This is a genomic window from Mesorhizobium sp. M1088 (assembly GCF_040318575.1).
GTDB lineage: Bacteria > Pseudomonadota > Alphaproteobacteria > Rhizobiales > Rhizobiaceae > Mesorhizobium.
The window spans coordinates 26,758-41,525 of record NZ_JAMYMO010000017.1 but is presented as its reverse complement, the minus strand read 5'-3'; the positions used below and the strand labels follow the sequence as shown (position 1 = coordinate 41,525).

At 62.5% G+C, this 14,768-nt stretch carries 17 protein-coding genes; 8 read left to right on the top strand and 9 right to left on the bottom strand.

All coding sequences use genetic code 11. The annotated features are described in order from the left end of the window. Positions 1-2: 2 nt before the first annotated feature. The 6 genes from cimA to cysS are packed head-to-tail and all read right to left on the bottom strand — an operon-like array spanning position 3 to position 5,398. Positions 3-1,625, bottom strand: a complete 1,623-nt coding sequence (gene cimA, locus NKH49_RS19890; RefSeq protein WP_352684574.1) for a citramalate synthase — start codon at positions 1,623-1,625, stop codon at positions 3-5. Next, positions 1,622-2,578, bottom strand: a complete 957-nt coding sequence (gene pip / locus NKH49_RS19885) for a prolyl aminopeptidase (protein WP_352927437.1) — start codon at positions 2,576-2,578, stop codon at positions 1,622-1,624. Before pip ends, cimA begins: the two co-directional genes overlap by 4 nt. Beyond that, complete coding sequence (locus NKH49_RS19880; RefSeq protein ID WP_352835472.1) at positions 2,575-3,051, bottom strand: GFA family protein; 477 nt, start codon at positions 3,049-3,051, stop codon at positions 2,575-2,577. Before NKH49_RS19880 ends, pip begins: the two co-directional genes overlap by 4 nt. Then, positions 3,048-3,539, bottom strand: coding sequence for a GFA family protein (locus tag NKH49_RS19875; RefSeq protein WP_352471066.1), 492 nt, complete (start codon positions 3,537-3,539; stop codon positions 3,048-3,050). Before NKH49_RS19875 ends, NKH49_RS19880 begins: the two co-directional genes overlap by 4 nt. 6 nt (positions 3,540-3,545) lie before the next feature. Beyond that, complete coding sequence (locus tag NKH49_RS19870; protein WP_352835475.1) at positions 3,546-3,932, bottom strand: VOC family protein; 387 nt, start codon at positions 3,930-3,932, stop codon at positions 3,546-3,548. Next, the gene (gene cysS / locus NKH49_RS19865; protein ID WP_352615885.1) at positions 3,929-5,398 is read right to left on the bottom strand and encodes a cysteine--tRNA ligase; all 1,470 of its coding nucleotides are present in this window, start codon (positions 5,396-5,398) and stop codon (positions 3,929-3,931) included. Before cysS ends, NKH49_RS19870 begins: the two co-directional genes overlap by 4 nt. A gap of 413 nt (positions 5,399-5,811) precedes the next feature. On the opposite strand from cysS, the gene NKH49_RS19860 reads away from it, so the two are divergent. After that, positions 5,812-5,961: a hypothetical protein gene (locus NKH49_RS19860; protein WP_023677745.1), complete on the top strand. Its 150-nt coding sequence runs from the start codon at positions 5,812-5,814 to the stop codon at positions 5,959-5,961. A gap of 57 nt (positions 5,962-6,018) precedes the next feature. On the opposite strand, the gene NKH49_RS19855 is transcribed toward NKH49_RS19860, so the two are convergent. Continuing rightward, complete coding sequence (locus NKH49_RS19855) at positions 6,019-6,780, bottom strand: SOS response-associated peptidase (protein WP_352927431.1); 762 nt, start codon at positions 6,778-6,780, stop codon at positions 6,019-6,021. Between the two features lie 123 nt (positions 6,781-6,903). Between NKH49_RS19855 and NKH49_RS19850 the strand changes: the two genes are divergently transcribed. From NKH49_RS19850 to NKH49_RS19835, 4 genes are all read left to right on the top strand, one after another. Further along, the gene (locus NKH49_RS19850) at positions 6,904-7,329 is read left to right on the top strand and encodes an NUDIX hydrolase (protein ID WP_352540784.1); all 426 of its coding nucleotides are present in this window, start codon (positions 6,904-6,906) and stop codon (positions 7,327-7,329) included. Between the two features lie 48 nt (positions 7,330-7,377). Next, complete coding sequence (locus NKH49_RS19845; RefSeq protein ID WP_023677748.1) at positions 7,378-7,755, top strand: TIGR02301 family protein; 378 nt, start codon at positions 7,378-7,380, stop codon at positions 7,753-7,755. Positions 7,756-8,127: 372 nt separating this feature from the next. After that, the gene (locus tag NKH49_RS19840; protein WP_023677749.1) at positions 8,128-8,385 is read left to right on the top strand and encodes a hypothetical protein; all 258 of its coding nucleotides are present in this window, start codon (positions 8,128-8,130) and stop codon (positions 8,383-8,385) included. An 80-nt stretch (positions 8,386-8,465) separates the two neighbouring features. Beyond that, positions 8,466-9,269, top strand: a complete 804-nt coding sequence (locus NKH49_RS19835) for a hypothetical protein (protein ID WP_352501828.1) — start codon at positions 8,466-8,468, stop codon at positions 9,267-9,269. Here NKH49_RS19835 and NKH49_RS19830 read toward each other — a convergent pair. Beyond that, the gene (locus NKH49_RS19830) at positions 9,266-10,597 is read right to left on the bottom strand and encodes a dihydroorotase (protein ID WP_352818265.1); all 1,332 of its coding nucleotides are present in this window, start codon (positions 10,595-10,597) and stop codon (positions 9,266-9,268) included. The genes NKH49_RS19835 and NKH49_RS19830 overlap by 4 nt on opposite strands. 83 nt (positions 10,598-10,680) lie before the next feature. Between NKH49_RS19830 and ygfZ the strand changes: the two genes are divergently transcribed. The 3 genes from ygfZ to NKH49_RS19815 all read left to right on the top strand — a co-directional run bounded on the left by ygfZ (position 10,681) and on the right by NKH49_RS19815 (position 14,376). Further along, positions 10,681-11,541: a CAF17-like 4Fe-4S cluster assembly/insertion protein YgfZ gene (gene ygfZ / locus NKH49_RS19825; protein ID WP_352818267.1), complete on the top strand. Its 861-nt coding sequence runs from the start codon at positions 10,681-10,683 to the stop codon at positions 11,539-11,541. Next, on the top strand, positions 11,541-12,173 hold the full coding sequence (locus tag NKH49_RS19820; protein WP_023719870.1) for a YfbR-like 5'-deoxynucleotidase: 633 nt from the start codon (positions 11,541-11,543) through the stop codon (positions 12,171-12,173). The genes ygfZ and NKH49_RS19820 overlap by 1 nt, the downstream gene beginning before the upstream one ends. Positions 12,174-12,237: 64 nt before the next feature. Then, positions 12,238-14,376, top strand: a complete 2,139-nt coding sequence (locus NKH49_RS19815; RefSeq protein WP_352871505.1) for a putative bifunctional diguanylate cyclase/phosphodiesterase — start codon at positions 12,238-12,240, stop codon at positions 14,374-14,376. A gap of 118 nt (positions 14,377-14,494) precedes the next feature. On the opposite strand, the gene NKH49_RS19810 is transcribed toward NKH49_RS19815, so the two are convergent. Further along, positions 14,495-14,767 carry a DUF3303 domain-containing protein gene (locus NKH49_RS19810; RefSeq protein WP_023719871.1) on the bottom strand — a complete coding sequence of 91 codons (273 nt, stop codon included), beginning with the start codon at positions 14,765-14,767 and terminating at the stop codon, positions 14,495-14,497. Position 14,768 lies beyond the last annotated feature (1 nt).

The following is a 14,768-nucleotide window of genomic DNA, read 5'->3' as shown; positions in this document are numbered from 1 at the left end:
TCTTACTCCGCCGCCGCCAAGCCCGCCATGTCGCGGTTCTTCATCAGCTTATAGACGATCGAATCCATCAGCGCCTGGAAGGAAGCATCGATGATGTTTTCGGAGACGCCGACCGTCCACCAGCGCGCACCGGTGCCGTCATGCGATTCAATCAGCACGCGGGTGATCGCCTCGGTGCCGCCGTTGAGGATACGCACCTTGAAGTCGGCCAGTTCGAGATCGGCGATCTCGCTCTGGAATTTGCCGAGATCCTTGCGCAGCGCAATGTCGAGCGCGTTGACCGGGCCGTGGCCTTCGGCCACCGACATCTTCTCCTCGCCCTCGACCAGCACTTTCACGATCGCCTCCGAGACCGTCTTCAGCTGGCCGTTGGCGTCGAACCGGCGCTCGACCATGCAGCGGAAAGAAGTGACGCGGAAGAATTCCGGCAGGCCGTGCAGCATCTTGCGCGCCAAAAGCTCAAAGCTGGCGTCGGCACCTTCGTAGGCATAGCCCTCGGCCTCGCGCTCCTTGACCACGGCGATCAGCGCGTCGAGGCGATGGTCGTCCCGGGGCATGTCGATGCCACGCCGTTTCAGCTCAGCCAGGAAATTGGCCTTGCCGCCCTGGTCCGAAACCATGACGCGGCGGCGGTTGCCGACGGTCTCTGGCGGCACATGCTCGTAGGTCGCCGGCTCCTTTGCCAGCGCCGAGGCATGGATGCCGGCCTTGGTAGCAAAAGCGGAGGCACCGACATAGGGCGCCTGCGCTTCGGGCGCACGGTTCAGCAACTCGTCGAAGGCGCGGGACAGGCGCGATATACCGGTCAGCGCCTCTGCCGAAATGCCTGTAGCAAAGCGGCGGGAAAAGGCCGGCTTCAATGCCAATGTCGGCACGATCGAGATCAGGTTGGCGTTGCCGCAGCGCTCGCCGATGCCATTCAGCGTGCCCTGGATCTGGCGGACGCCGGCCTCCACGGCGGCAAGCGAATTCGCCACCGCCTGGCCGGTGTCGTCATGGGCGTGGATGCCGAGATGGTCGCCCGGTATGCCAGTGGCGATCACCTTTTCGACGATGGCGCGCACCTCGGAGGGCTGCGTGCCGCCATTGGTGTCGCACAGCACCACCCAGCGCGCGCCGGCATCGTAGGCCGTCCTGGCGCAGGCCAGCGCATAATCGGGGTTGGCCTTGAAGCCGTCGAAGAAATGCTCGCAGTCGACCATCGCCTCCTTGCCGGCAGTGAGCGCCGCCTCGACCGAGGCCTTGATCGCCTCGAGGTTCTCCTCGTTGGTGCAGCCGAGCGCGACGCGGACATGGTAGTCCCAACTCTTGGCGACGAAGCAGATGGCGTCCGACTTCGACTGGACCAGCGCGCCAAGCCCAGGATCGTTCGAGATCGACACTCCTGCCCGTTTGGTCATGCCAAAGGCAACGAACTTGGCATCGGCCGTGCGACGCTCGGCAAAGAAGGCGGTGTCGGTTGGATTGGCGCCGGGGTAGCCACCCTCGACGTAGTCGATGCCGAACTCGTCGAGCAGCTTGGCGATGGCGATCTTGTCCTCAACGGAGAAGTCGATACCCGGCGTCTGCTGACCATCGCGCAGCGTGGTGTCGAACAGATAAAGGCGCTCGCGAGCCATGGTCATTTCCCGGCAAACATGTCCGTTGCGCGGATCAGCCTGTCGAGGATGCCCGGCTCCGAATAGGCGTGGCCGGCGCCTTCGATCAGATGGAAATCCGCTTTCGGCCACGCCTTGTGCAGCGCCCAGGCGTAGCGCGCCGGGCACGGCATGTCGTAGCGGCCGTGAACGATGGTACCCGGGATATCCTTAAGCTTCCATGCATCGCGCAGCAGCTGTCCCTCTTCCAGCCAGCCGGCATGGACGAAATAGTGGTTCTCGATGCGGGCGAAAGCCAAGGCATAATCATCCTGGCCGAAGGGACCGCTGGTTTCCGGTTCCGGCAGCAGCGTGATCGTCTCGCCCTCCCACAGGCTCCAGGCGCGGGCGGCCTCGACCTGCGCCACAGGATCGCTGCCGACCAGCCGTTTGCGGTAGGCGGCCATCATGTCGCCGCGCTCGGCCTCCGGGATCGGCGCCAGAAACCGCTCCCACTTGTCGGGGAACATCTCCGACACGCCGAACTGGTAGTACCATTCGAGTTCGGCGCGGGTCAGCGTGTAGATGCCGCGCACGACCAGTTCGCTGACCCGCTCGGGGTGGGTCTCGGCAAAGGCCAGCGCCAGCGTCGAACCCCACGAACCGCCGAACACCAGCCATTTGTCGAAGCCGCACATTTTTCGCAGGCGCTCGATGTCGGCGACCAGGTGCCAGGTGGTGTTGGCTTCAAGCGAGGCATTAGGCGTCGATTTTCCGCAGCCGCGCTGGTCGAACAGGATGATATCGTACAGCTTCGGATCGAACAGCCGCCGGTGCTTTGGCGAAATGGTGCCGCCCGGCCCGCCATGCAGGAAGACAGCCGGCTTGGCCCCTCTGGTGCCGGAGCGCTCCCAATAGACCTGATGGCCATCGCCAACGTCGAGCATGCCGGACTCTAAAGCCTCGATCTCGGGATAGAGGGTACGGAATTCGCTGCTCATAATTTCAGGCCCTGCTGCGGCCAGTTGGCCGTCTCGTGATCGGGATGCTGGAAGGAGATGATGGATTCCTGTCGCGCGTAGAAATCCGGGTCGTCATGGATCGGCGCGTCGAAGATCGTCTCGACCCAAGGCAGCCTGGCGGCGTAGTTAACCTGGATCTGCGGCGCCAGATCGGAACGGTCGTCGAAGGCGCCGATGGCGATCTCCAGCGCGCCGGGCTGGCGGTAGGTCAGCGGTGTGCCGCAGCGGGTGCAGAAGCCGCGATCGATGTTGACCGACGACTGAAAGTAACTCGGCTCCTCGCGCACCCATTCGACGCCGTCGCTCGGCACTGTCACCAGCGCGCCGAAAAACGACCCGAACTGTTTCTGGCACATGCGGCAATGACAAATGGACGGGCGGCCGAGCGCGCCGTGGATGCGGAAGCGCACGGCGCCGCACTGGCAGCCGCCGGTACGAACGGTTTCGGTCATGATTTTTCCTCCGGCGGCCATTGTTCGGTGTCGTGGTCGGGATGTTGGTAGGAGACGAGATCGGCGAGATAGGAGGCCGGCGAGACGTCGGCCATCGTTTCCTCACCTGGCAATTCGTGGACGTGATCCACGTACGGGAGCTTGGCTTCGACACCCCATTGGATGGTCGGCGCAATCTCCTCGGGGTGGTCGAATGTGGCGATGGCGAGGGCCACCCCGTCGGGCGCTTCGAAGGTCAGCGGCGTGCCGCATTCGGCACAGAAACCGCGCAAAGCCGCGTTGGACGAGCGGAAGCGTTTGGGCTCACCGCGCGTCCAGTCCAGCCTTGCGCCGCGCACCGAGACCAGCGGCAGGTAGAAATTGCCGCTCGCCTTCTGGCACATGCGGCAATGGCATACGGAAGCATCGCCGAGAGCTCCTTCGACGCGGAAGCGCACCGCGCCGCACTGGCAGCCGCCTGTATAGACTGGTCTGTTGTCGAGGCTCATCGCGCACTACTCCGCGGCATGGCAAACCGCCTCGATATTGTTGCCGTCGGGATCGAAAACAAAAGCGCCATAATAGTTCGGATGGTAGTGCGGGCGCAGGCCCGGCCGGCCATTGTCCTTGCCGCCGGCGGCAATCGCCGCGGCGTGAAAGGCAACGACCTCGGCGCGGCTGCGAGCCGTGAAGGCGACATGCTGATGATCCTTCGGCTTGTCCTTGCCGGCATGCAGCCAAAACACCGGCCGGTCGCGGCCGTAGCCGCCGACCTTGGCGCCGCCGGTATATTCCTGCGGCACCATGTAGAGCAGCGAGGCGCCGAGCGGCGCCATCGCCTTGTCGTAAAAAGCCTTCGACGCGTCGAAATCCGAAACGGTGATGCCGAGATGATCGATCATCTTTTTACCTCCCAGGTGGTGATGCGTTCGCCGGTGACGGGGTCCTTGCCGTCCTTCAACTGGATGCCTTGCGTCAGCAACTCGTCGCGGATGCGGTCGGCCTCGGCCCAGTTCTTGGCGGCGATCAGCGCGAGGCGTTTGGCGATCGCCTTGGCAATGGCGTCTTCATCCACCTTGGCTGTTGCGATGTCGAAGCCGAGGAACAGAAGCGATGCCTTCAGTGAAGCGGCAGCATCGTTGTCTTCGGCGGCTGCGTTGCCGCTACCTGCGTTGAAATCAACAGCATCACCAGCCAACTGCGTCAGCAACTGGAATGCGGCGTAGGTGGCAAGGTCATCCGACAGCGCTTCGATCACATCCGCCGGCACCGGCTTTGCCGTCGGCGGCGCCAGATCGGCCGCCCGCTTCCATTTGCGCAGCGTATTCTCCGCCTCTTCCAGCTTGCGCACGGAAAAGTCGATCGGCTCGCGATAGTGCGTCATCAGCATCGCCAGCCTGAGCACCTCGCCCGGCCATTTGCGGCCGCCAAAGGTATCCGTCTCCAGCAATTCGGTGATCGAATAGAAATTGCCCAGGCTCTTGGACATCTTCTGGCCCTCGACCTGCAGGAAACCGTTGTGCATCCAAATCTTGGCCATCGTTTCGGTGCCGTGGGCGCAACGCGATTGCGCGATCTCGTTCTCGTGGTGCGGAAAGATCAGGTCGAGACCACCGCCATGGATATCGAACACCTCGCCGAGATAGGCGGCCGACATCGCCGAGCACTCGATGTGCCAGCCCGGCCGACCCCTGCCCCACGGGCTGTCCCAGCCCGGCTCCTCGGGCGAAGACAATTTCCACAGCACGAAATCCTGCGGGTTCTTCTTGTGCTCATCGACGGCGACGCGGGCGCCGGCCTGCTGCTCATCGAGATTGCGCTTCGACAACTGCCCATAATCCGGCATGGAAGCGGTGTCGAACAAGACTTCTCCAGCCGCGACATAGGCATGGCCGCGTTCGATCAAGCGTTGAATCAAGAAGATCATGTCGACCTTGCCGTCGGGCCTGGGCTCGACGAACTCGGTGGCGCGCGGCTCGACCGTCGGTTCCAGGCAACCGAGCGCCGCGACGTCCTTGTGGAACTGACCGGCGGTCTTTTCGGTGACCCGCCTGATCGCTTCGTTCAGCGACAGCTTGCCCGATGCAATTTCGCCGCCGAAATCGCGCAGCGCGCGAGCGTTGATCTTGTCGTCGACGTCCGTAATGTTGCGGACGTAAGTGACGTGCGCTTGCCCGTAGAGATGGCGCAGCAAGCGGAACAGCACGTCGAAGACGATCACCGGCCGCGCATTGCCGATATGGGCGAAGTCATAGACCGTCGGGCCGCAGACATACATGCGCACGTTGCGCGGATCGATCGGGAAGAAATCCTCCTTGCTCCGCGTTAGCGTGTTGTAGAGGCGCAGGCTCTTCGATGCGTCAGACATACGTGCGTTCCCGGTGCGTTACTTTGGCATGACCTTCTGGGATCGTGCTCTGGATGGAGTCGGTTACGCCGAGGCGCAAATCGGCTCCAGCCTGCTGGCCGGGGCGTTTGTCCAATCTGGGAGGAGATGAGGCGAAAACGTCCAGGACCAGCGCGAGGCTAGCCAATAATGCAAATGCCACAAATGGCGAAAGACGTTCTCATGGCCGGCTTTATCGCCTTGCCCGGTGTTGCCGTCAAGTCGCTACCTTCGCCAAAAATATCGTTGGCTCACAGGAATTGAGCCACTGAAACATTTTATTAAACAGGTCGGCACTGTGATGAAACATTCGCCGGCTAGATCAGCAAGCGTCACGATTTGGTCGGATTCGGCCAGCAAACGCAGACACGAAGACGTTACCAGGGAAGAGAACAATGCCTAAGCAAGAATCCAACCGCGCCAAGCAACCGGCGCTCGCCAGCCATTACCGGGCGATCGGCCCGGCAGCAATCGTCGCAGCTCTTCTGCACACCGCGAAGAAGAAGAAGCCGGCGCAAAAAATCGTTTCGCCGCGCGCTGCCTGAGAATGCCGTCGGGAAAGATTTGAGGCGCTCACGGCGAACCAGTAATAGTAGCTTTTGCTAAAATAAACTCATCTGACTGTCGTTCGCGCCGGACTTCTGGCGCTTGACCTTGTCGGGCTCAAGCTCGACGACGCCCTTCTCCTGAATCTCCGGCCCGGTATTGGCGACCTTGTTGACGAGGTCGGAAATCGGGATCGCTTCGAAGAAATCGAGCTGGGCGGGTCTCAGCAGATCGGCCACGTCGCGCGGCTCGAGCGTGCGGCAATCCAACCAGCGCGCGAAATCCTCGGGGTGGATCACTACCGGCATGCGGTCGTGGATATGGGCAGTATCGGCATTGGCGTGGGCGGTCAGAATAGCGCCGGTGTCCATTTCCGAGCCGCCCGGCTCAGCATAGGTCTCAATCAGCCCGGCGAAGGCGACAAGCCCGCCATGCCTTGGCCGCACCCAATAGGGCTGCCCTCTTCTGCCACCGGTTTGGTGCCATTCGTAGAATCCCGAAGCCGGTACCAGGGCGCGGCGATGGCGCATGGCAGCGCGAAACGACGCCTTTTCCGAAGCCCCCTCAGAACGCGCGTTGAACAGCAGCGGGAAGTTACGCGTATCCTTGACCCAGGCCGGGATCAGGCCCCAGCGCACCAGCATCGAGCGGCGGTCGGGCAGGTTCGAGCCCGGCGCCTGTGGCAATCCGGCGAACGCCATCAGCACCGGCTGCGTCGGCGCGATGTTGTAGCGGGCCGGAAACTCCTCAAGTTCCGCTAGGCTGAGAAAGGCGGCGGTCTGGTCCGGAGTGGCCGTCAAAGCAAAGCGTCCGCACATGAATTCAGCTCTCGAATTGGTGGCATGTGAAAGTGGCCATGGAATCCGCCTTTCGCAACCGCTAAAGCTGTTCGCCGGCGGCCGGTCCACAACGGGCTATGCCAATCGAGCGATCCGAAGCCCATGGAAGCACGCAAGATCATTCCGGCAGTCTCGGTCTGCGTCGTGCGCGAGAACACGGTGCTGCTGGTCAAGCGGGCCAGGCCGCCCTCGCAAGGTCTCCATGCCTTTCCCGGCGGCAAGGTCGAAGCCGGCGAGACGCTGGAACAGGCAGCACGGCGCGAATTGCTGGAAGAGACCGGATTGCAGGCGCGCAGCTACCGGCCGCTGCGGGAAATCCACATCGACGGCAGCGGCGACGGGCATCCGGTCGACTACTGGCTGACGGTGTTTGGGGCCGAGTATGCTGGCGGCGAGGCGGTGGCCAGCGACGATGCCGAGACCGCGGCTTTCTATACGCTGGCCGAAATGACAGCGATGCCGCTCGCCGATGCAGTGTTTGAAATTGCCGACGATCTACTCGGTCCCGACAAAGACGGCGAGATCTGAGCCAGAGAATCGCCTTGCAGGCGACAAATTGTTTCAGCACAAGGACCCATGAGCCGCACGTCTTCGTTTCTCGCCGCATGCCTCGCCGTCAGTGTGGTTGTCGGTGCGCGCCCGGCGATTGCCGCCGAAGCACCGTTCGAGCCCGGGCTGATGCGGCTGGCGGAAGTGCTCGGCTCGCTGCATTTCCTGCGTAATCTGTGTGGCGAGAAGGGCGATCGGTGGCGAGCCGAGATGGAAAAACTGATCGCATCGGAAAATCCGAACCCGGAGCGGCGCGCCCGCTTCATCGCCAGCTTCAACCGCGGTTACCGGTCGTTCGGCGGCACTTATACGCAATGCACCGCCTCGGCGACGGAAGCCATCAGCCGCTACATGAAGGAAGGCGAGACGCTGTCTCGCGACATCGCCTCGCGCTACGGAAACTGACGGCGGCAGCCGCTTTGCGGAAAAGCCGCATCAAGGGTCGGCGCCGTTGCGGCGGACGCGTTCGACGCTTCTCCGCTTGCCTCGAGTGAGGTCTTGGTGCAAACCTGATGTTGCACTTTTGCAACTATGTTAACGAAACGTTAGCGCGCAGATGTGAAATTAACTCAAACTGAAGGTTTCCGTCCCCTTGGCCTGCCTAATCGGCTAAGTTTGAAACGGATCGGACGCAGGTTTGCTGGACGCGACGGAAATTGTAGACGACGACCAAAAAAATGTCGCATTTACAAATACTTACTGCGCCTGCGTGTAAAAGGGACAACTCAAGCTTGATCCCTGTCCAACGGATCACCGCTTGAAAGGGTGGACATCGCAATGGAACATGGCGTCAACGACATCGACGCGCTGGTCAGGGAAGAAAAGCGCCTGACCGCCGTGGAAAGCCACAGCGAAGCCTGGGCAGAAGGATTGTCGGCCGGGATCGAGCCGGAAATCATCGCCGAGGCGGCCCTCGAAACGGCATTCGGCGAAATGCTGCGCACCAATGGCGAGACCTCGGCGCTTGCCCTGCTCGATCGCATGCGTGAAAAGGTGATTGCCGGGGCCTTCGAGCCCGAAAGACTGCGTCACTGACCCCGGTTCTTTGACGACGGCGCGCCGCCGGACATCATGTCCGGGCACATGGATGGGCTGGAACCAGGGAGTAGCAGGCGGTGAATTTTTCGATATCAGGCAAGCCGCGCGGCCTGGTCCTCAGCATTTGGTTCACCGCTTCCTGCGCGATGATTCCTTCTGCACTGTTTCTTGCGAGCAGTCCCTCTCAAGCTCTCAGCGAGATCAAGCGCGAAGACCTTCCCTCACCGGTCACGCCGCCGCCCGACGCTGACATGTCGCCGCCCGGAAGTACCGTGCCGATGCCCGGCCCGCTCGGCACGACGCCACCACCGGCCAGCCAGCCGACGCCATCCGACGAGCCGGAACAAACCGAACCGAAAGGGCCGGCCAACGATGGCGGCATGGCCAATCCGCATGTCGATCCGGACGCGCCCGTGCCCGAAGTCGTCTACGACCTGGCCAAGTTGCCGGAACCGGTCAGGCGCATGCACGATCTGATAGTCGAGGCCTGCAAAAGCGGCGACATCGAAAAACTTCGCCCGCTGATCGGCAAGGGCGACACGATGACCCAATTGTCGCTGGGGGACATCGAGGGCGACCCGATCGCCTTCCTGAAGGGCCTTTCGGGCGATACGGAAGGCCAGGAGATCCTCGCCATCCTGGAAGAAGTGCTCAGTGCCGGTTTTGTCCATGTCGATGCCGGCACGCCGCAGGATCTCTATGTCTGGCCCTATTTCTTCGCCCTGCCACTGGACAAGCTCGACGCCAGACAACGGGTCGAGCTGTTCAAGATCGTCACCGCCAGCGACTATGACGACATGAAGCAGTTCGGTGCCTACATTTTCTACCGCGTCGGCATCACGCCGACCGGACAATGGACGTTCTTCGTCGCCGGCGACTAGCGCGCCAGCGCCTCGGAAAATTCCACCGCCCTGCCCTGGCTTGGCGTGACGATCTCGCCTTCCCACATCACGCGCCGGCCGCGCACGATGGTGCCGACGGGCCAGCCGGTCACCTGCCTGCCGTCATAAGGCGTCCAGCCGGCCTTGGAGCCTTGCTGGGCGTTGGCGATGGTGTCGCGGCGCTTCAGATCGACGATGGTCAGATCGGCATCGTAGCCGGCGGCAATACGGCCTTTCCTGGCGATGCCGAAAATACGCTGCGGGCCGTGGCTGGTCAGGTCGACAAAGCGCTGCAACGTCAGCCGGCCGGCGTTGACATGATCCAACATGATCGGCACCAACGTCTGCACCCCGGTCATGCCGGACGGCGACGCCGGATAAGGCTTTGCCTTCTCGGCCAGCGTGTGCGGCGCATGGTCGGAGCCGAGCACATCAACGATGCCTTGCGCAACGCCGTACCAGACCCCGTCGCGATGGCGCGTGGCGCGCACCGGCGGGTTCATCTGGATCAGGGTGCCCAACTGCGCATAATCGTCGGCGCTCAGCGTCAGATGATGCGGCGTCGCCTCGCAGGTCGCGACATCCTTGTGCTGTTCGAGGAAGCCTATCTCCTCGGCGGTCGAGATGTGCAGCACATGGATCCGGGCGCTGACCTGGCGCGCGATTCGCACAAGGCGCTCCGTGCAGCGCAACGCAGCGATCTCGTCGCGCCACACCGGATGTGAGGACGGATCGCCCGCGATGCGCTCGCCAAGCCGCTCGCGCAGCCGGAACTCGTCCTCGGAGTGAAAGGCGGCGCGGCGGCGTGTGTTCCTCAGGATCGAGGCAACGCCTTCGTCGTCCTCGACCAGCAGGTCGCCGGTGGACGAGCCCATGAAAACTTTTATGCCGGCCGCACCAGGCAGCCGCTCGAGATCGCCAGCGTCTTTTGCATTGTCGCGGGTCCCGCCAACCCAGAAGGCAAAGTCGCAATGCATGCGGCCGGTGGCACGCCGCACCTTGTCGGCAAGGGTTGCCTCACTGGTGGTCAGCGGATTGGTGTTCGGCATCTCGAAGACGGCGGTGACGCCGCCGAGCACCGCTGCCCGCGAGCCCGTTTCCAGATCTTCCTTGTGCTCCAGGCCCGGCTCGCGGAAATGCACCTGGCTGTCGACGACGCCCGGCAGGATGTGCAGCCCACGGCAGTCGATCGTCTCACCGGCCGACGCCTGGCGGAGGTCGCCGATGGCAGCGATGCGCCCACCATTGATGCCGACGTCGCGAAAACCCTGGCCGTCGTGATTGACCACGGTGCCGCCTGTCAGGATGAGATCGTAGATGGGGGCCATACGGATCCGGTCTCTTGCGGGGGAAGTTCCAGCGGCTTACGTAATGGCCGATAGTTTTGCAAGATCAGGCTCGTTTTCCCACCATGCCCTTTGCCCCGCTCAGAGATCGCGCACTCGTTTCCGTGTCCGGGCCGGATGCCGAGCACTTCTTACAGAACATCGTGACCACCGACCTCGACGTGCTCGGCAGCAGCGAAGCAAAGCCCGGCGCGCTGCTAACGCCGCAAGGCAAGATCCTTTTCGACTTCCTGATCTCGCGCGCCGGCGAAAATGCTTTCCGACTTGAATGCCGTACCGAGACCGCCGATGATTTCATGCGCCGGCTGACGCTCTACAAATTGCGCGCCAAAGTCGAAATTGCCAAGCTGGATCAGCCGGTTGTGGCCGTCGCATGGGGAAGCGATTCAACCACTTCGCAATTTGAATCAGCACCGTTTGCTGATGCGCGGTTTGTCGATACTGCCGTCAAGCGCTTCTACGATGACACCGCAGATGGCGGCGACCTTGCTGCATGGCAAGCCTTTCGCATCGCCCATGGCATTGCCGAAAGCGGTGCGGACTACCAGCTCGGCGACGCTTTTCCGCATGACGTGTTGCTCGACGAGATCGGCGGTGTCGGCTTCAAGAAAGGCTGCTACGTCGGCCAGGAGGTCGTCTCGCGCATGCAGCATCGCGGCACTGCCAGGCGTCGGGTGTTGATTGTCTCGGCCGAACGCACCCTGCCCACTTCGCGCGCAGAGTTGACCGTGGAGGGGCGACCGGTCGGCACGCTTGGCTCGACCGCGGCCAGGACAGGCCTTGCCATTGCCCGCATCGACCGGGTCAAGGCAGCGCTCGACGCCGGCCTGCCGATCCTTGCGGAGGACGTCGCCGTGTCGCTCGCTATCCCGTCCTGGGCGAAATTCAGCTTTCCGCGGGAAGCCATTGGCGCGGAGGACGCCTGATGGCTGCCGATCGCGCCGGGGCGCCGCCGCGCGCCTGGCAGCGCATGCTGTCCGGCCGACGGCTCGATCTGCTCGATCCCTCGCCGCTCGACATCGAGATCTCCGATATTGCCCATGGCCTTGCCCGCGTCGCACGCTGGAACGGCCAGACCAGAGGCGAGCACGCCTTTTCTGTCGCCCAGCATTCGCTGCTGGTCGAAACGCTTGTCGGCGAGCTGATGCCGGATGCCGACGCCGACGCGCGGTTGGCGGCGCTGCTGCACGACGCGCCGGAATATGTCATCGGCGACATGATCTCGCCGTTCAAATCCGTCATGGGCGGCAGCTACAGGGATTGCGAGATCAGGCTGCAGCGCGCCATCCATCTGCGCTTTTCACTGCCGGCCGAACTCGACGCGGGACTGCGCAAGGAGATCAAGCGAGCGGATCAGATCGCCGCTTATTTCGAAGCAACGCTGCTTGCGGGTTTTTCGACGGCAGAGGCGACGGAGTTCTTCGGCCGGCCGCGCGGCTTCAATGCCGAGCGCTTCGACGTCACGCCGCGCTCGGTGACTTGGGCGCAGAATGCCTTTCTCAAACGCTTTGCGGCGATCGAAAAGTCGCGACGCCAGACTGCCGTTCCAGCCGGCTGAAAACGGTAAATTAACCGGCAGGGACAACAGTGCCATGGTTAACCATGGTCCATAGGCTTGCCTCATGCCCGTTGCCGGTATCAAGGCTGGTTCGTCCGTCCGCCGACAGAGGGCCAAAGGCGTTGGTCAGCCGCAACCTATTGAAGACGAGCTGCGCGAACAGAACGAGCGTTTTTCGGCAGCGGTCGAGAACATGTCGCATGGCCTGTGCATGTTCGATGCCGATGAACGGATGATCATCTGCAACGGGAACTACATCAGTATCTTTCGCCTCGACGCCGAAGTGGTGCGGCCCGGCATCCGGTTTTTCGACATCCTCCAGCACAGCGTGGATATCGGCATCGCCTCGCAAAGCGCTGAGCAACTCTATGCCATCCGCAAGCCCTATATCGACCAGGCAAAACCTTCCACCTATGAGGAAACGCTTGCAGACGGGCGTATCGTCAACATTTCGCACCGGCCGCTGGCGTCAGGCGGTTGGGTATCGATCTACGAGGACATCACCGAGCAACGGCGCGCCGAGCAGGAGTTGAAGGAGCAGCATCGCCGTTTCGACGCGGCACTTGCCAACATGTCGCAAGGCCTTTTGATGTACGATGCGGATGGCAAGCTGATCGTGCGCAACGAACGTTTCCTGGAACTTTATCATGTCAGGCCGGCCGACTTCCCGCTTGGTATGAGCCACCGTGATGCGTTCAAGCGGCTGCTGGAACTGGGCATTTATACAAAGCTCGACCCCGACAGCGAAATCTCGCAAATCGAAGCCTGCCTGCGGGCGGGGAAAACACACGTAACGCATCGCCATCTCGCTGACGGCAGGACGCTGCTGGTTGCGCGCCGGCCGATGAGCGGCGGCGGCTGGGTCGCGACGTTCGACGACGTCACCGAGCGCAGGCGCGTGGAAGAGCGCATGACCCATCTTGCGCACCACGACACACTGACCAACCTGCCCAATCGCTCGATGCTTCGCGAACGGCTCGACCAAGCCCTGAGTGAGACGAGAGACGGATCGCTGGCGATATTCTCGCTCGACCTCGATCATTTCAAGGCGGTCAACGACAGCTGGGGCCACCCCGCCGGCGACTGGCTGCTGAAATGCGTGGCCGAACGGCTGCAACGGTGCCTGCGCAATGAAACGGACGTTGTCGCCCGCTTCGGCGGCGACGAATTCGTCATCATCCAGTTCAATCTCAAAAGCCCGGGCGACGCGGAAAAGCTGGCCAAACGCATCGTCGAGATCATCGGAAAGCCGTTTCGCGACAAAAGACACGACATGCGTGTCGGCATCAGTCTCGGCATTGCGCTGTTTCCGAATGACGGCAAGGACGCCGACACTTTGCTGAAAAATGCCGATATGGCGCTCTATCGGGCAAAGAGCGAAGGGCGCAACCTGTACCGCTTCTTCGAACCAGCCATGGACGCGATGGTGCGGGCACGCCGGGCGCTCGAAATCGATCTCAGGGCAGCGCTGTCGCGCCGGGAATTCGAGCTGGATTTCCAGCCGATCATGAACATCGCCTCCGGCGAAATCGTCGGTGCCGAAGCCTTGATGCGCTGGCGTTCGCCGGTGCGCGGCCTGGTACGGCCGGACGACTTCATTCCGGCCGCCGAGGAGACCGGGCTGATCGTGCCGCTTGGAGAATGGGCGCTGCGAAAAGCCTGCACGACCGCGGCAGGCTGGGCGGCTTGGCGCATCGCCGTCAATGTCTCCGCCGTACAGATCAAAAGCGGTACCTTTGCCCGCAGCGTTATCTCGGCCCTGGCGTTCTCGGGCGTGCCGGCCAACCGGCTTGAACTGGAAATCACCGAAACGGTGCTGATGGACGAGAGCGATCTGGTGCTCAAGACACTCAGGCAGCTACGCGATCTGGGCGTCCGCATCGCGCTGGATGATTTCGGCACCGGCTATTCGTCGCTGGGCTACCTCAGGCGCTTTCCCGTCGACAAGATCAAGATCGATCGCTCTTTCACCCGTGACATCGACAGTCGCGATACCGCGGCGATCGTGCGCACCATCATCGGGCTTGGCGCACAGCTGGGCATCACCGTCACCGCCGAAGGTGTCGAGACCGAAGCGCAGCTTGAATTCCTGCAAAAGGAGGGTTGTGTTGAGGCCCAAGGCTATTTGATCGGGGTGCCGTCAAAGGCGTCGGACATTAATCGGCTGCTGAAGTCGAGCGCGACGATCCGGCAGTCCGGCTAAGTGCGACAGTCTCGCGGAAGCGCGGGCAACCGGCTCCTTGAGATGACGCTCGATCCGCGAATTCCTTGATAGGAGAAGGCGGCATTCAGGTGTGGCGAACCAGGAGGTTCCCAACGGGTCAGAGATGTCCGCTCAATGCCTCCACCATATCCTTGTTCGTCGCCACGGGAACGATCTCGAATTCGACCAGATCCGCCCATTCGATGACCCACCGTTGCAGGAGCGTGACGTCATCGGCCTCCACCAGCAGGAAGCAGCGGCTCATATCCGCTGCGATCCAGCTGTGGTGCACGAGAAGCGCGTCCGGCTTCAGGCGGCCCTGGTCGCGGAAACGGCGGTAGATCTCCTTGCGGTCGCAGCCACGAAAATCCTCGGTTACGAAGAACAGCATC

What these genes read in the sequence shown, in the direction of transcription:
- NKH49_RS19855 (WP_352927431.1), bottom strand. Translation starts at nt 6,780, where the DNA reads ATGTGCGGACGCTTTGCTTTGACGGCCACTCCGGACCAGACCGCCGCC.
- NKH49_RS19840 (WP_023677749.1), top strand. Translation starts at nt 8,128, where the DNA reads ATGGAACATGGCGTCAACGACATCGACGCGCTGGTCAGGGAAGAAAAG.
- NKH49_RS19875 (WP_352471066.1), bottom strand. Translation starts at nt 3,539, where the DNA reads ATGAGCCTCGACAACAGACCAGTCTATACAGGCGGCTGCCAGTGCGGC.
- NKH49_RS19850 (WP_352540784.1), top strand. Translation starts at nt 6,904, where the DNA reads ATGGAAGCACGCAAGATCATTCCGGCAGTCTCGGTCTGCGTCGTGCGC.
- NKH49_RS19870 (WP_352835475.1), bottom strand. Translation starts at nt 3,932, where the DNA reads ATGATCGATCATCTCGGCATCACCGTTTCGGATTTCGACGCGTCGAAG.
- pip (WP_352927437.1), bottom strand. Translation starts at nt 2,578, where the DNA reads ATGAGCAGCGAATTCCGTACCCTCTATCCCGAGATCGAGGCTTTAGAG.
- NKH49_RS19820 (WP_023719870.1), top strand. Translation starts at nt 11,541, where the DNA reads ATGGCTGCCGATCGCGCCGGGGCGCCGCCGCGCGCCTGGCAGCGCATG.
- NKH49_RS19830 (WP_352818265.1), bottom strand. Translation starts at nt 10,597, where the DNA reads ATGGCCCCCATCTACGATCTCATCCTGACAGGCGGCACCGTGGTCAAT.
- NKH49_RS19845 (WP_023677748.1), top strand. Translation starts at nt 7,378, where the DNA reads ATGAGCCGCACGTCTTCGTTTCTCGCCGCATGCCTCGCCGTCAGTGTG.
- NKH49_RS19880 (WP_352835472.1), bottom strand. Translation starts at nt 3,051, where the DNA reads ATGACCGAAACCGTTCGTACCGGCGGCTGCCAGTGCGGCGCCGTGCGC.
- cysS (WP_352615885.1), bottom strand. Translation starts at nt 5,398, where the DNA reads ATGTCTGACGCATCGAAGAGCCTGCGCCTCTACAACACGCTAACGCGG.
- NKH49_RS19810 (WP_023719871.1), bottom strand. Translation starts at nt 14,767, where the DNA reads ATGCTGTTCTTCGTAACCGAGGATTTTCGTGGCTGCGACCGCAAGGAG.
- ygfZ (WP_352818267.1), top strand. Translation starts at nt 10,681, where the DNA reads ATGCCCTTTGCCCCGCTCAGAGATCGCGCACTCGTTTCCGTGTCCGGG.
- NKH49_RS19860 (WP_023677745.1), top strand. Translation starts at nt 5,812, where the DNA reads ATGCCTAAGCAAGAATCCAACCGCGCCAAGCAACCGGCGCTCGCCAGC.
- NKH49_RS19815 (WP_352871505.1), top strand. Translation starts at nt 12,238, where the DNA reads ATGCCCGTTGCCGGTATCAAGGCTGGTTCGTCCGTCCGCCGACAGAGG.
- cimA (WP_352684574.1), bottom strand. Translation starts at nt 1,625, where the DNA reads ATGACCATGGCTCGCGAGCGCCTTTATCTGTTCGACACCACGCTGCGC.